The organism is Cytobacillus massiliigabonensis (assembly GCF_900199725.1).
Lineage (GTDB): Bacteria > Bacillota > Bacilli > Bacillales > Cytobacillaceae > Cytobacillus > Cytobacillus massiliigabonensis.
The window spans coordinates 369,406-383,214 of the sequence record NZ_LT904904.1 but is presented as its reverse complement, the minus strand read 5'-3'; the positions used below and the strand labels follow the sequence as shown (position 1 = coordinate 383,214).

Genomic DNA, 13,809 nt, shown 5'->3' with positions numbered 1-13,809 from the left:
ATTTCTGGGGAGCACATAGCAATGACGATCTTTCTGACGATAGCTGTTTTCATACTAATTATTGCTCTTTGGATTTCACTTGATTTTACCCTCGGGAGAAAAAAACAATTGCAAGGCTTAAAGCGAATAGACTCCCCTTTTCGGGTAAGCAATATCGATATTTTCACTCAGGGGCCAGAGCTATTTGCCGACTACTTTTCCGAGCTAAAAAAGGCAGCACATCATATCCACATCCTCTTTTATATTGTAAAGGACGACAATATTAGTAAAGAATTCCTAAGCATATTAAAGAAAAAGGCGGATGAAGGAATAGAAGTCCGCTTGCTTCTCGATCGAATGGGGAGCTTTCCGATTAAGAAAAATACAATTGAATCCCTAAAGAATCATGGGATTCATTTTTCCTTTGCCCATACACCTAAACTTCCCTACCTGTTCTATACATTCCAAGCTAGAAATCACCGGAAAATCACAGTTATTGATGGGGAAATTGGATATATTGGCGGATTCAATATTGGCAAGGAGTATATAAATTTAGATCCTAAATTAAGCCCATGGCGCGACTATCATTTAAAAATGGCTGGTGAAGGTGTCGCAGATCTGCAGAAGGAATTTTTGACTGACTGGCATAAAGAGACCGGGACCAATCTATTAGCAAATAACGCTTATTTTCCTCCACTGCATACTGGAAAGATTCAGCATCAAATTATTCCGTCAAAAGGTGCCTTTTTGGAAGACACCTTTTCCTCTTTAATTAATAGAGCAAAAACTAAAATATTTATTGGTACGCCCTATTTTATACCTAGTGAAAAATTATTAACTGACTTAATCGCTGCACAGGAAAGGGGAATTGCATTAACCATCCTTGTTCCAAAAGTTTCCGATCATATCCTTGTAAAAGAGGCATCCTATTCATCTTTAAGGAAACTTCTTGAAAATGGCGCTACTGTATATGAATTTCAAACTGGCTTTTATCATGCCAAAACAATGATTATTGATGATGAGGTTTGCGATATTGGCACAGCAAACTTCGATAGGCGCAGCCTTTTTATCAACTATGAAATTAACTGTTATATTTATGATCAGCCTTTCATAAAAAAAGTACAGGATGTCATTAAAAAGGATATTCAGGCTTCCAGGCAATTATCCTTAACCGAATTAAATCGCAGGCGAAATTTAAAAGAATATGCTGCCAGGCTCGCTGCACCGCTTTTGTAAGCTCCTTTAAAATTAATTGGTTCAAAAACATAAAAAGCTGACTCTATAGCAGAGTCAGCTTTTTCGATTACATTTTTTCCGGAGCAGATACACCGATTAAGGCAAGAGCATTTTTCAAGGATGTTTGAACAGCTTTGATTAATGCCAAGCGCGCTTTCGTCCGTTCAGGATGATCCGCATCTAATACTTTTTCAGCATTATAGAAGCTGTGGAAAGTAGATGCTAATTCAAAAATATAGTTTGTGATTCTGTGCGGCAAACGCTTCACAGCTGCTTCTCCAACAGCCTGAGGGAATTCGCCTAATTTTTTCAGGACATCCATTTCCTTCTCTGAAGAAACTAGTGAAAAGTCAGCATCACTGCCGACAGTCATACCTTGTTCCTCCCCTTGGCGTAAAATGCTTGAAATACGCGCATGTGCATATTGCGCATAATATACAGGGTTTTCATTTGATTGAGAAACTGCCAGGTCTAAATCGAAGTCCATATGTGTGTCTGCACTTCTCATAGCAAAGAAATAACGGGTGGCATCAAGTCCTACCTCTTCAACAAGATCACGCATTGTTACAGCTTTTCCTGTCCGTTTGCTCATCTTCATTTTTTCGCCGTTTTTGTATAAATGAACAAGCTGGATGATTTCAACCTCTAATGCCTCACGACGATAGCCAAGCGCCTCGATAGCTGCTTTCATCCGAGGGATATAGCCATGATGGTCTGCACCCCAAATATTAATCAGCTGTTCAAACCCACGCTCAAGCTTATCCCGATGGTAAGCAATATCTGGTGTTAAATATGTGTAAGAGCCGTCATTTTTAATGAGAACACGGTCTTTATCATCACCAAAAGTTGTTGAACGGAACCATGTCGCTCCATCTTCTTCGTAAATATGGCCATTGTCTTTTAATGCTGTTAACGCCGCATCAATTTTGCCGTTATTATAAAGAGACGTTTCAGAGTACCATACATCAAATGGGACACGGAATTCTTCAAGATCTGTCTTTAGCTTCGCCATTTCTACCTTTAAGCCGTATGCACGGAAAAAGTCAAAGCGCTCTTTTTCGTCTACATGGACATACTTGTCACCAAATTCCTCAGCAAGCTTTTTGCCGATGCCAATAATATCTTCGCCATGGTAGCCATCTGCAGGCATTTCTTTCTCCATGCCGAGTGCTTGGAAATAGCGGGCTTCTACAGACCATGCGAGATTATTAATCTGGTTGCCCGCATCATTAATATAATATTCACGCGAAACGTCATAGCCAGCCTTCGCTAAAATGTTGCATAAAGAGTCTCCAACTGCCGCTCCGCGGGCATGTCCAAGATGCAAGTCACCTGTCGGGTTCGCTGACACAAACTCCACTTGAACCTTTTGCTTGCCGCCGATATCTGTTTCTCCGTATCGATCCCCTGCTTCTAGAATCGCCGGGATTAAATTTGTTAAGTAGCTGTTATCCATGTGAAAATTTATAAATCCCGGTCCTGCAATTTCAATTTTTTTAATGGACGCTTTAGAAGAATCAAAATTCTCGATTAAGCTTTCAGCTATTTGTCTAGGCGCCTTTTTTGCAACACGTGCCAGCTGCATCGCCATATTCGTAGAATAATCCCCATGTGATTTATCCTTTGGCACTTCTAGAATGACAGCTGGAATTTGGTCTTCAGCTGCTAAATTCGCTTTAAGAACAGCATCTTTGATTTCTTGTTTTAATTTACTCTGCATTTGCTCAACACTATTCATTTTTCTTCCTCCTTTTGAAATGTTATGACTAAATGATATGTACCTGAATGTGCACCTTGTATGCTCATTTCATATAAAAGATCAATCGATCCAATATCTGTCTGTTCATCAAAATGATGGACAAACCTTTTTGTTAAAGTAGCTGTTTCAAATACTCCATATGGCGTATCATAGCGGCCACTAAGCTTTTTATTCATTTGAAAAGGAAGTCTCATTTTTACTGCACCACTGCGTAAAATTAGACCCTCCTGATCGGAAAGTTTAATAATGGTCTTTACGGTGCCTTCTTCCATTTCCTCATTATATTGCAGAAAACGGGCATTTTCCTTTTTGTAGTATTGTCCAAAAGCTGTAAGTTCAAAAGTATCCTTACTGCCCCCATCGCGTATATCCGTTTTCACCTTTATTTTTACAGGCACTTGTTCCACTTGTTGGCCACACATCCTTTTCATTTCATTATAGTAGAAAACGATAACTGGTGCTAGTTGACAGTCATAACTGAACGGAAAAAAACGGAGACAGCGGGTCTCCGTTTTTGTTTTAACATTGTTGCTAAATAACACATAGTTGGCAAAAGTTGATTTCTACTCCAGGATGCTCGCTTTCCGCGGGGTGGGCGGTGAGCCTCCTCGTCGCTAAAGCTCCTGCGGAGTCTCACCTGTCCACTCCACCCGCAGGAGTCTCGCACCTTCCGCTCCAAACAACCAATTTTTCCATTTGCACAACTAGTTTTATACATCAATCTTTTAGAAAAGTGCTTTATTATTAAACCCAGCCAAGGATCATTTCGCGAATGAGTTTGCTTGCTGTATTTGCCGTTTGTTCAGACGGGTCATAGATTGGCGCGACTTCTACAAGATCTGCACCTACTACATTAATTTCTGAACGGGCAATTTCGTGGATAGAGGCAAGCAGCTCTTTAGAAGTAATCCCTCCTGCATCAACCGTACCCGTACCTGGTGCATGCGCAGGATCGAGGACATCAATGTCGATTGTGACATAAACAGGACGTCCGGCTAATTTTGGCAGCACTTCTTTTAGAGGCTCAAGCACTTCAAATTTTGAAATATGCATGCCCACTTCTTTTGCCCATTGGAATTCTTCCTTCATTCCAGAACGAATGCCAAATGAATAAACATTCTGTGGCCCAATTAATTCAGCTACTTTGCGAATAGGTGTTGAGTGGGATAGCGGCTCCCCTTCATAATTCTCACGCAAATCCGTGTGTGCATCCATATGGATGATGGCAAGATCGGGATATTTTTTATACATCGCTTTCATTACCGGCCAAGAAACTAAATGCTCTCCGCCCATTCCTAATGGAAATTTATTTTCTGCTAAAACCTTATCAACAAATTCCTCAATTAAGTCAAGACTTCTTTGCGGATTTCCAAACGGAAGCGGAATATCGCCTGCATCAAAGTATTTTACTTCTTCTAATTCACGATCCAAATAGGCACTGTACTCTTCAAGGCCGATGGATACTTCACGTATACGAGCCGGGCCAAAACGGGAGCCTGGACGATAGCTAACCGTCCAATCCATTGGCATTCCATATAAAACGGCTTCACTTTCTTCATAATTTGGATGGCTTTTTATAAATACATTGCCTGAGTATGCTTCATCAAAACGCATGCCTGTCATCCCTCGTTTATATGTATTTGGAGCATGAAGCTCCTTTGGTCTTTTTTGCAAAAAGGCTGGATTTATTTGCAAAAGGTACGCTTTAATTTGCGGTATTTCTATTATTTTTGCGGGATCCAGCTTTATTTGCGAAATTCCCTTTATTTTTGCAAATTCCTAACTTTATTTGCGAAATTTGCCTTTATTTTTGCAAATTCCTAACTTTATTTGCGAAATTTGCCTTTATTTTTGCAAAATCTCAATTTTATTTGCGAAATTAACATTATTTTTGCAAAACCTCATTTTATTTGCAATATTACCTTTATTTTTGCAAATTCCTAACTTTATTTGCGAAATTAACATTATATTTGCAAAACCTCATTTTATTTGCAATATAGCCTTTATTTCTGAAAATCTAGGTTACTTCACTAAATCCTGCACAAATTTTGGCAAGACAAATGCTGCTTTATGAAGTTCCTTCGTATAATATTTTGTTTCAATTTCATGGAAGCGTTCTTCACTAACCGCTAATGGATCATATTTTTTTGAACCAATGGTAAATGCCCACATGCCGCTTGGATAAGTAGGAATGTTTGCAACATATAGGTTTGTAATTGGGAAGATTTCCTTTACATCCTTTTGAACATTGCGGATTAAGTCTGCCTTAAACCAAGGGTTGTCCGATTGAGCAACGAAAATGCCATCTTCCTTTAGCGCTTTAGAAATCCCTGCGTAAAATCCTTTTGTAAACAGGTTAACAGCAGGACCTACTGGCTCAGTTGAATCAACCATAATGACATCGTATTCATTTTCACTTTCAGCAATATGCATGAAGCCGTCTCCAACTTGAACGTCCACGCGCGGATCATCCAGCATGCCAGCAATTTCCGGTAAAAACTTCTTCGAATACTCGATTACTTTTCCATCGATATCAACAAGTGTTGCTTTCTTCACACTCGGATGCTTAAGCACCTCACGAATGACACCGCCGTCGCCTCCGCCTACTACAAGGACGTTTTCTGGATTAGGGTGTGTAAATAATGGCACATGCGCCACCATTTCGTGATAGACAAATTCATCTTTCACAGAGGTCATAACCATGCCATCAAGCAAAAGCATATTTCCCCATTCTTCTGTTTCAACCATTTCAAGCATTTGAAAATCTGTTTGCTCTGTATGTAAAGTCTGCTTAATTTTCATTGTAATTCCGAAATTTTCTGTTTGTTTCTCAGTAAACCATAATCCCATTTTAGAATCATCCCTTCTATTTAAAAAATGACATGTATTTAAATAAGAATTTTCTTGCGCAGGCGGGCTATCGTCTTTCAAACTTCAAGCATCTTAGTTTGTACGGCATTAACCAAGTCGCCTCCGCTTTTCTTATAATTCCCTAACACCATAATTACAAACATGAGAAAAAGTATAGATGAATCTAGCGAAAATGCAAGAAAAAGTTACATGTGTTTGATAAAAATGTTTAAAATCCCGCCATTTTTTCAATACTAGATAAATAGAAGTGATTTTCCAGCAATTTTGCTGAAATTCTTTAGGTTCGTCTAGAAAGGGGGAAGCACCGAAATGGAGATTATGACAAATCAGCGATTTAGAAAAGCAGGGAAATATTTTCGTGCCTTCTTTATTATCAGCTTAATTGGACTCGCATTAGCCGTGCTTATTGGTGCTGGTATTTTGCTCTATGCAAAAATACTAGGTCCCCCGCCGCTGGCCGTTCCACAATCAACACTATTTTATTCAGATGATGGGACAGTAATCGGAGAGAGCCATAATGGGCAAAAGCGATATTGGGTAGAACTTGACCAAATCAGCCCCCATTTAATCGACGCTACCATTTCGATAGAAGATCGAAAATTTTATTCCCATCATGGGTTTGATTATAAGCGGATCGTTGGTGCTTTAATTGCAGATATCAAAGCAATGGCAAAGGTTCAGGGTGCAAGTACCATTAGCCAGCAATATGCCCGGAATCTATTCCTGGCACACGAAAAAACATGGAAGCGAAAAATACTAGAAGCCTTTTATACGATACGGCTGGAAATGAATTATACGAAGAAGGAAATTTTAGAAGGCTATTTAAATACGATATATTACGGGCATGGCGCTTATGGAGCGGAAGCTGCCAGCCAATTCTATTTTGGAAAAAAAGCTGGCGAGCTGACTCTTGGCGAAGCTGCTATGCTTGCTGGCATTCCAAAGGGCGCTGGCATCTACTCCCCATTCAACTCAATGGAAAATGCCAAGAGCCGCCAGAAGCTGATTTTACAAACTATGGTCGAAAACAAACTCATTCACAAAAATGTGGTTAAGGATGCCCTAAATGAACAGCTCACTTTCGTTGGAAAGCACCTCCATACAAAAACAAAAACGGCACCCTATTTTCAGGATACCGTACGTCATATATTAAAAACGGAGCTAAATTTGGACGATCGGGTCATTGAGCTTGGCGGGTTAAAAGTTTACACAACCATCGATTTAAAACAACAAGAAATTGCTGAACAAACAGTAGAGAAATTGATCTCTAAAGAATCAGAGATCCAAACAGGACTAGTTGCGATGGATCCTAAAAACGGCTATGTCAAAGCAATGGTTGGCGGAAGAAGTTATGAGGAAAGCCCATTTAACCGGGCTGTACAGGCGGTTCGCCAGCCTGGATCTACCATAAAACCGCTCCTATACTATGCGGCTCTTGAGAAGGGTTTTACTCCTTCAACGGTTATGCGCAGTGAGCAGACAACCTTCCGTTTTGATGATGGAAGGTCTGAATACTCGCCGAAAAACTTTAATAGCCAGTATGCAGATGGTGATATTACAATGGCTCAGGCACTTGCTTTATCTGATAATATCTTTGCTGTGAAAACACATTTATTTTTAGGCGAAAATACACTTGTCGACACAGCGAAAAAATTCGGTCTCACGACAAAAATGGCTAACGTTCCATCATTAGCTTTAGGAACATCCGGAGTAAGGGTCATTGAAATGGCGAGTGCCTATAGCATCCTGGCAAACGGCGGGAAAATGGTTTCACCTGTTATGATCACAAAGGTTGAAGATCATCAAGGGAAAGTCATTTATCAGCATGATAAACAGGCAATTCCGATTTTAAAGCCTGAGTTAGCTTATGTTACGACACAAATGATGACAGGTATTTTTGACCCAAAACTGAATGGCTATACGAGTGTTACAGGGAGTACAGTCATTAATAATTTAACACGTACGTATGCGGGAAAATCAGGAACGACAGATACGGATAGCTGGATGATTGGATATTCTCCACAGCTCGTCTCTGCTGTTTGGACTGGGTATGATAAAGGTAAGGCCATTACACGTTCAGCAGACAAATCATACGCAAAGAATATTTGGGCGCGCTTTATGGAGGATACTCATAAAGGAAAACCAGCAAAGGGCTTTAAGCAGCCGAAAGGGACAGTTGGTGTATACGTGAATCCTTCAAATGGAAAGCTTGCCACCGACAATTGTCCAATCAAGCGATTTACGTATTTTGTCAGCGGCACCGAACCAACCGAATACTGTACAGACCATTTGCCATACACAGAGGAAAAACCAGCCAAAAAGGAAAAAGAGCCAAAAAAACCTTGGTACAAGAAACTGTTTGATTGGTCATAGGTTCTGGACAATCGTTATCTTTTCGGAGTGAGTGCACACCTGTGAAGAAACGATAAAAGATTAACAATTCCATCATATAGTTGAAAAAACTCGGAGGAGTCCCCCCGAGTTTTTTCGTGTCCTAGTATTTATATAGTGTCTTCACACTGTTTATAAGTTTACTTATTTTATTGGATTTGAGCAAGTAGTTAAAAATTTTAGTCAGTAAACTGTCACAATTCCGACAAAATCCATGCACCTTTTCAATTAATTTGCTTGCAAGTCGTCTTTGAGCTGCTGTATGGAACGTTCCCACATTCCAAGATTATGATTCTGCAGAAACTGAGCAAGAACTCCTTTTGATTTCGGATCCATATGATCAACAATAATATGCTTCTTAATGGACTTATCCATCCGGTTTACATGCTCTGGCAAGGACTTATATCCTCTGCGAATTTCCCTGTCTACAGTCATCTCACAAGCTGTCACACCTGCATAGTATGGGCCTTCTTCCTTGCGGTCTATGGTCACCCAAACAAGCCAATAAGGTTTTCCATTCGGAACCTCTTCCTTGCTTTTTAAAAATTTTATTCCCTTTTCCACAGGGCTGCGGGCATGCATCGCTCCAACTTCTATTGAAGCCTCTCCAGCATCCACATCAATAATGACAGGAGACACATTGTCTAGGCTTAACGAGCCTGAACCAAACCCTCCATGCCCCTCTGTCGGATCATTCTTTATAATATTAAACCCAATGTCTTTCTTCTTTTTCTCTTCCAAAGGGATTCCTCCTTACTAGAAAAGCGGCAGCGCCTTGCCCAGTGGTGACAAGCATAAAACGAGCTCTTGAGAAGGCTGTTCTTTAACCTTCTTGACAGCTTGGCTTATGACCTCGTGCCCCCGGGTGCTAGAGCTAGACACCTTCAGCATTTCTAAATATTTTATATCTAATATAACTTTACAAAAATAATCGATAAAAGAAATCGCCTAATCCGTCAGATAGAATCGGCAAAACCGTGCTAAAAATTGGCTGTATCGTGTATTGATCAAGCGGTGTGATTACAAGTATAAGAAAAATGACAGAGCCGTATGCTTCAAATTGAGTAAGCTTCGGACGCAAATGCGCAGGTGCCAAGTCCTCGACGATTCGATACCCATCCAATGGCGGAAACGGCAGCAAATTAAAAACAAACAAAACTAAGTTAAGATGGATAAATATATTCAAAAACTCCGGTACAAACGCTGGCAGACTTGCAGCAGCACCCATTCCAAGCATTGCATACCAAACAATAAATCCGAGAATCGCCATGAACAGATTGCTTATCGGTCCGGCAATCGAAACCATGATTCCCGCTAATCTTGGATTCTTAAAGAAAAAACGATTAACTGGGACTGGTCTTGCCCACCCAAAGCCTGCAATAAAGATTAAGATGGTCCCGAATGGGTCTAGATGATGTATTGGATTTAACGTTAATCTTCCCTGCTTTTGTGCGGTTGAATCGCCAAATTTATACGCTACAAACGCATGGGCAAACTCATGGACCGTGAAAGCGATCATTAACGTAATCGCAACATATGGAATTTCCCTAAGTGAAAAGGCCAGAAATTGTTCCAAGCACACCAAACCCCTCTTTCGAACTGTAGATCCTATCTAGGGAGTGTATTTCCCCTTATACATTATTTAAAAGTATACACGACTTTGCTATGAAAGTGAAAGTTAGACAATTTCCCCAGTACTTGCACATTTTTCCGAAATATGAAAAGCTACAATTGATATAAAAATAACAAGGAGATGTTATTTATGCCATATGTAACGGTAAAAATGCTTGAAGGACGCACAGAGGAGCAAAAGAAAGCACTTGTGGAAAAAGTAACAGCAGCAGTAAACGAAACTACAGGAGCACCAAAGGAAAATATCGTTGTCTTTATTGAAGAAATGACAAAGAATCATTATGCTGTTGGCGGGGAACGCCTTAGTGATAAGTAAAGCCGAGCATTAGTGCCCGGCTTTTTCTCTTAAATTGGCAATATACTGATAAGCAGTTTCTACCTCTTCATCGGTGTAGCGCTGCTTGCTTTTTAACGTAAAGATTTTTTCCTTCACTTCTTCTTTCGGAAGATTGTCAAAATATAGCACCGTCGAAACAAGCTCAAGAAATCTGGCATTTTGACAGTTCATATCTGTTAAACATTCTTGAAGATTTGGCATAGACACTTCATTCAGGCTTAAAAACTCCCTGCCATTTTCCGTTAGCGTATATCGGTACTGATAATATCCGCCCTTTTTTTCCTTCACTTCATCTAAAAAACCCATATTGCAAAGCTCTTCCACACGTAATGTTAATTCCTCAGAATAAGGGCCATAAAAATGAAATTGAAATCGCTCCTGAAAAGGGAAAGCCAGCTTTTTAGCGATATACACCATCTTCTGCAGCTTTTTTCGTCCGATAATTTCCTCCGAAGCGGCAATCGCATGAATGATTTTGGCATGATCTTTTAACAAGCTCTTCATCTCCTACTCCGTTTAGTCCCATATCTTAACTTGAAATAATCATAAATTTATAATCATAACCTAGGATGCAAATGTCGGCCGGCATAACAACTCTTGCGCTAGTTATTCCACACGTCTAAAGGCATGTTCAGTACACCGGTCGGCCATTTACTTTTACATATAAAAATCTCTATTCCATTTCCAATAGCTTACGAATTTGCTTCTTAATCAGCGGCTCGGACGAATCATCCTGCAGGATATCCGCTGGATAATACAATTTATGATCGGTCCGTCTTTTCCCGGAGATCGCGTCTACAATCTCTGATTCTCTTGAAAGCTCTCGAATCTCTTTGTTTTTCATTAATAATTGGATTGGTAGCCGCTCTTCCTCTTCACCTGGGCGATAGAAGTCATACGGCAAGTCTGATGATGAATCGACCACAAGATAATAATCAGGATCAATTCCCGCTTTTTCAAATAAGACAGACAGCTCTGCAAGCTTCTTATATTCCCTCGCAGGCTCAAATTCCGCGTACTTATATAAATTACGGTTCATAAAGCGGCAGCATAAATCTCGGAGGATTGGATCTTCCTCCTCCTGCCACATTTGAAAGTAATAAAGAATAATGGCTTCATCAAGCTTAATATAATCCTCTAGTGTTATTTCCCCATTAAACATAGAATAAAAATGAATCGGCTGTGATTTAAAGAAATATCCATGTTCATGCAAATATTTAGCCCGATGCAAAATTTTCGTCAAAATGACTTCCGCACTCCGGGTAACTGGATGAAAATAAACCTGCCAATACATTTGATATCGGCTCATTATGTAATCCTCAACGGCATGCATTCCGCTTTGCTTAATGACCACTTGATCCTCTTTCGGCTGCATGACACGCAGAATGCGTTCCATGTCGAAATGACCATAGCTAACCCCAGTAAAGTAGGCATCTCTTTGAAGATAATCCATCCTGTCCGCATCAATCTGACTGGAGATAAGGCTGACTACAAGCTTATTTTTTGACGTTTTCGCAATAACCTCAGCTACTTTTATAGGAAAATCCTTTCCTACCCTCGATAGCACTTGGTTCACTTCTGTTTCTCCGAGAATGATAGCTCTCGTAAAATATTCATGATCCAAATCAAAGACTTTCTCAAAGGAATGCGAGAAAGGACCATGTCCTAAATCATGAAGCAATGCAGCACATAAAGAGAGGAGGCGGTCATCTTCATTCCATTCCGGCCTTCCATTAAACACATCATCAGCAATCCGTCTGACAATCTCGTAAACACCGAGCGAATGATTAAAACGGCTATGTTCGGCTCCATGGAAGGTTAAATAGGTTGTTCCAAGCTGCTTAATTCTTCTTAGCCGCTGGAATTCCTTTGTGCCAATTAAATCCCAGATGACCCGGTCCCTCACATGAACATACCGATGAACAGGATCCTTAAACACCTTTTCTTCACGCAGCTTCTCCATGGAATATGCCATCTTTTACCTCCGATTTTCCAACTTCCTTCTATTATATCTTGATTTCAAACGCAATTCACTACACATTTTCTGATATTTCAGCTATATTCGACAAACATTAAAAGTGAAAGCCCCTTGATCATCGCCGTACAAACGCAGAAGGGCTCAGCAATCTAGCTGTTTCCGCTAGACAGCTCCCAAATTTCAAAAAATGTTATACTGTCCTATTTTCCGACACTGGCTAGACACAAAATTTGCTTGAAAACAAAAAATCACCTTAGGACACTCTTCAAAGGTGATTTTTACTTTTTCAGCTTTTTATTTATTTTTTCCTTTAATTCTTCTTCCGTTAGACCTGCTAGCGGACGATTATTTACAAACGCGAATGTTTTCTTCCTGCCTGGCCCACAATAGGATTGACATCCTATTTCTATTTTTGCCTCTGGATCTATTTCTTTTAAAAGAGGAATTAATGTTTTTAAGTTTACGCCTAGACAATCATCGCAAACACGAAATTCGTTTGCCATCTATATTACAACCCTTTCTGCGGTCTAGCATATTATCTATAAGTTTTGCCGATGCTAGTTATTCTTATTCACTTGGCTCAAGCTGTATTTTACAGCTTTACCTTTTTCTTTGCAAGCCGTTTTACCCCGCTAGCAATATGGAAATTTATATATTTTTTGAACGCTGTTTCAAGCAAATTACAAGTTCTATTTTATCATACCTATCTATTGTTTTTATAAAAATCTACTATCCTTTTAATCCAATTTGTATAAATTCACCCAAAGTTGTCCATCCTTAAACTAAGGTTTTAAAAAAATTGCAAAATTAAATTGGGAGTTGAGGAAATGAAAGTTCGTCAAGATGCATGGACAGATGAAAATGATTTATTGCTAGCCGAAACAGTATTAAGGCATGTAAGAGAGGGCAGTACGCAATTGAACGCCTTTGAGGAAGTTGGCGATAAGCTTGATCGCACTTCTGCAGCCTGTGGATTTCGCTGGAATGCTGTTGTTAGACATCAATATGAGAAAGCGCTCCAGCTTGCAAAGAAGCAGAGGAAGCAAAGACAGCGAATTCTTGGAAAAGATCAAGGCGGAAAGAAAAAGCTTCTATATTCACCGCCAGTACCAGAATTAACTGAGATTGAAACTACTACTATTCCATTGCCAGAGCCAGTTTCAGCAAATGAGGACTACATTGAAGAGTATGCTGAAGAAATAATTGAAGTGAAGTCTGCACCAGTCTATAATGAAGTCCAAAATTATCCTGTCAGTTCAGAGATCAATCTCGATCGTGTTATTTCATACTTACAATCTTTAAAACACTCGAGTATTCAATTGGATATTTTAAGAAATGAGAATGAAAGATTAAAGCGGGAAAATGCCCAGATTAAGAGCCGAAATGATGAGCTTGAAGGGAAAATTGGCCAGTTAGAACAAAATACCGTAACCATTCAAGAAGATTACGAGACCTTAATGAAAATTATGAATCGCGCTCGCAAACTTGTACTCTTTGATGAAGAGGAAAGACCTGCAACCAAATTTAAAATGGACCGAAACGGAAATTTAGAAAAGGTCGCTGAGTAAGACCATGTATCTAGACAGAGAGAGGTCTTTCACTTGTCATGTGGAAGGCTTAGACAGT

At 39.7% G+C, this 13,809-nt stretch carries 13 protein-coding genes; 4 read left to right on the top strand and 9 right to left on the bottom strand.

Annotation, left to right across the window (positions count from 1 at the left end; genetic code table 11):
• Nucleotides 1-21: 21 nt before the first annotated feature.
• Nucleotides 22-1,215, top strand: coding sequence for a cardiolipin synthase (cls, locus tag C1726_RS13170; RefSeq protein ID WP_102273580.1), 1,194 nt, complete (start codon nt 22-24; stop codon nt 1,213-1,215).
• Between the two features lie 67 nt (nt 1,216-1,282).
• On the opposite strand, the gene argS is transcribed toward cls, so the two are convergent.
• The 4 genes from argS to speE form a co-directional block, all read right to left on the bottom strand.
• Entirely contained in the window at nt 1,283-2,953 is a 1,671-nt protein-coding gene (gene argS / locus C1726_RS13165; protein WP_102273579.1) for an arginine--tRNA ligase, read from the bottom strand.
• Complete coding sequence (locus C1726_RS13160; protein ID WP_322090993.1) at nt 2,950-3,381, bottom strand: DUF1934 domain-containing protein; 432 nt, start codon at nt 3,379-3,381, stop codon at nt 2,950-2,952. Before C1726_RS13160 ends, argS begins: the two co-directional genes overlap by 4 nt.
• Nucleotides 3,382-3,718: 337 nt before the next feature.
• Entirely contained in the window at nt 3,719-4,588 is an 870-nt protein-coding gene (speB, locus tag C1726_RS13155) for an agmatinase (protein ID WP_102275802.1), read from the bottom strand.
• Between the two features lie 408 nt (nt 4,589-4,996).
• The gene (gene speE, locus C1726_RS13150; protein WP_053478507.1) at nt 4,997-5,824 is read right to left on the bottom strand and encodes a spermidine synthase; all 828 of its coding nucleotides are present in this window, start codon (nt 5,822-5,824) and stop codon (nt 4,997-4,999) included.
• Nucleotides 5,825-6,154: 330 nt separating this feature from the next.
• Here speE and C1726_RS13145 point away from each other — a divergent pair, with 330 nt between their 5' ends.
• Nucleotides 6,155-8,218, top strand: a complete 2,064-nt coding sequence (locus C1726_RS13145; protein WP_102273577.1) for a transglycosylase domain-containing protein — start codon at nt 6,155-6,157, stop codon at nt 8,216-8,218.
• 246 nt (nt 8,219-8,464) lie between these two features.
• Here the strand turns inward: C1726_RS13145 and C1726_RS13140 are convergent, their stop codons facing one another.
• Complete coding sequence (locus C1726_RS13140; protein ID WP_102273576.1) at nt 8,465-8,977, bottom strand: YwhD family protein; 513 nt, start codon at nt 8,975-8,977, stop codon at nt 8,465-8,467.
• 178 nt (nt 8,978-9,155) lie between these two features.
• Nucleotides 9,156-9,812 (bottom strand): site-2 protease family protein, encoded by a 657-nt coding sequence (locus C1726_RS13135; RefSeq protein ID WP_102273575.1) that lies wholly within the window; start codon nt 9,810-9,812, stop codon nt 9,156-9,158.
• Between the two features lie 186 nt (nt 9,813-9,998).
• On the opposite strand from C1726_RS13135, the gene C1726_RS13130 reads away from it, so the two are divergent.
• The gene (locus tag C1726_RS13130; RefSeq protein WP_053478503.1) at nt 9,999-10,184 is read left to right on the top strand and encodes a 2-hydroxymuconate tautomerase; all 186 of its coding nucleotides are present in this window, start codon (nt 9,999-10,001) and stop codon (nt 10,182-10,184) included.
• 9 nt (nt 10,185-10,193) lie between these two features.
• Here the strand turns inward: C1726_RS13130 and C1726_RS13125 are convergent, their stop codons facing one another.
• The 3 genes from C1726_RS13125 to C1726_RS13115 all read right to left on the bottom strand — a co-directional run bounded on the left by C1726_RS13125 (nt 10,194) and on the right by C1726_RS13115 (nt 12,686).
• The gene (locus C1726_RS13125; RefSeq protein WP_102273574.1) at nt 10,194-10,700 is read right to left on the bottom strand and encodes a YwgA family protein; all 507 of its coding nucleotides are present in this window, start codon (nt 10,698-10,700) and stop codon (nt 10,194-10,196) included.
• A gap of 178 nt (nt 10,701-10,878) precedes the next feature.
• Complete coding sequence (locus C1726_RS13120; protein WP_102273573.1) at nt 10,879-12,180, bottom strand: HD domain-containing protein; 1,302 nt, start codon at nt 12,178-12,180, stop codon at nt 10,879-10,881.
• Nucleotides 12,181-12,461: 281 nt separating this feature from the next.
• Nucleotides 12,462-12,686, bottom strand: a complete 225-nt coding sequence (locus tag C1726_RS13115; protein ID WP_053478500.1) for a DUF1450 domain-containing protein — start codon at nt 12,684-12,686, stop codon at nt 12,462-12,464.
• A 324-nt stretch (nt 12,687-13,010) separates the two neighbouring features.
• On the opposite strand from C1726_RS13115, the gene C1726_RS13110 reads away from it, so the two are divergent.
• Entirely contained in the window at nt 13,011-13,751 is a 741-nt protein-coding gene (locus C1726_RS13110) for an RsfA family transcriptional regulator (RefSeq protein ID WP_102273572.1), read from the top strand.
• Nucleotides 13,752-13,809 lie beyond the last annotated feature (58 nt).

Bases quoted from the DNA above. Each gene is read 5' to 3' on its own strand.
- cls (WP_102273580.1), top strand. From the start codon at position 22: ATGACGATCTTTCTGACGATAGCTGTTTTCATACTAATTATTGCTCTT.
- argS (WP_102273579.1), bottom strand. From the start codon at position 2,953: ATGAATAGTGTTGAGCAAATGCAGAGTAAATTAAAACAAGAAATCAAA.
- speB (WP_102275802.1), bottom strand. From the start codon at position 4,588: ATGCGTTTTGATGAAGCATACTCAGGCAATGTATTTATAAAAAGCCAT.
- speE (WP_053478507.1), bottom strand. From the start codon at position 5,824: ATGGGATTATGGTTTACTGAGAAACAAACAGAAAATTTCGGAATTACA.
- C1726_RS13145 (WP_102273577.1), top strand. From the start codon at position 6,155: ATGGAGATTATGACAAATCAGCGATTTAGAAAAGCAGGGAAATATTTT.
- C1726_RS13130 (WP_053478503.1), top strand. From the start codon at position 9,999: ATGCCATATGTAACGGTAAAAATGCTTGAAGGACGCACAGAGGAGCAA.
- C1726_RS13120 (WP_102273573.1), bottom strand. From the start codon at position 12,180: ATGGCATATTCCATGGAGAAGCTGCGTGAAGAAAAGGTGTTTAAGGAT.
- C1726_RS13115 (WP_053478500.1), bottom strand. From the start codon at position 12,686: ATGGCAAACGAATTTCGTGTTTGCGATGATTGTCTAGGCGTAAACTTA.
- C1726_RS13110 (WP_102273572.1), top strand. From the start codon at position 13,011: ATGAAAGTTCGTCAAGATGCATGGACAGATGAAAATGATTTATTGCTA.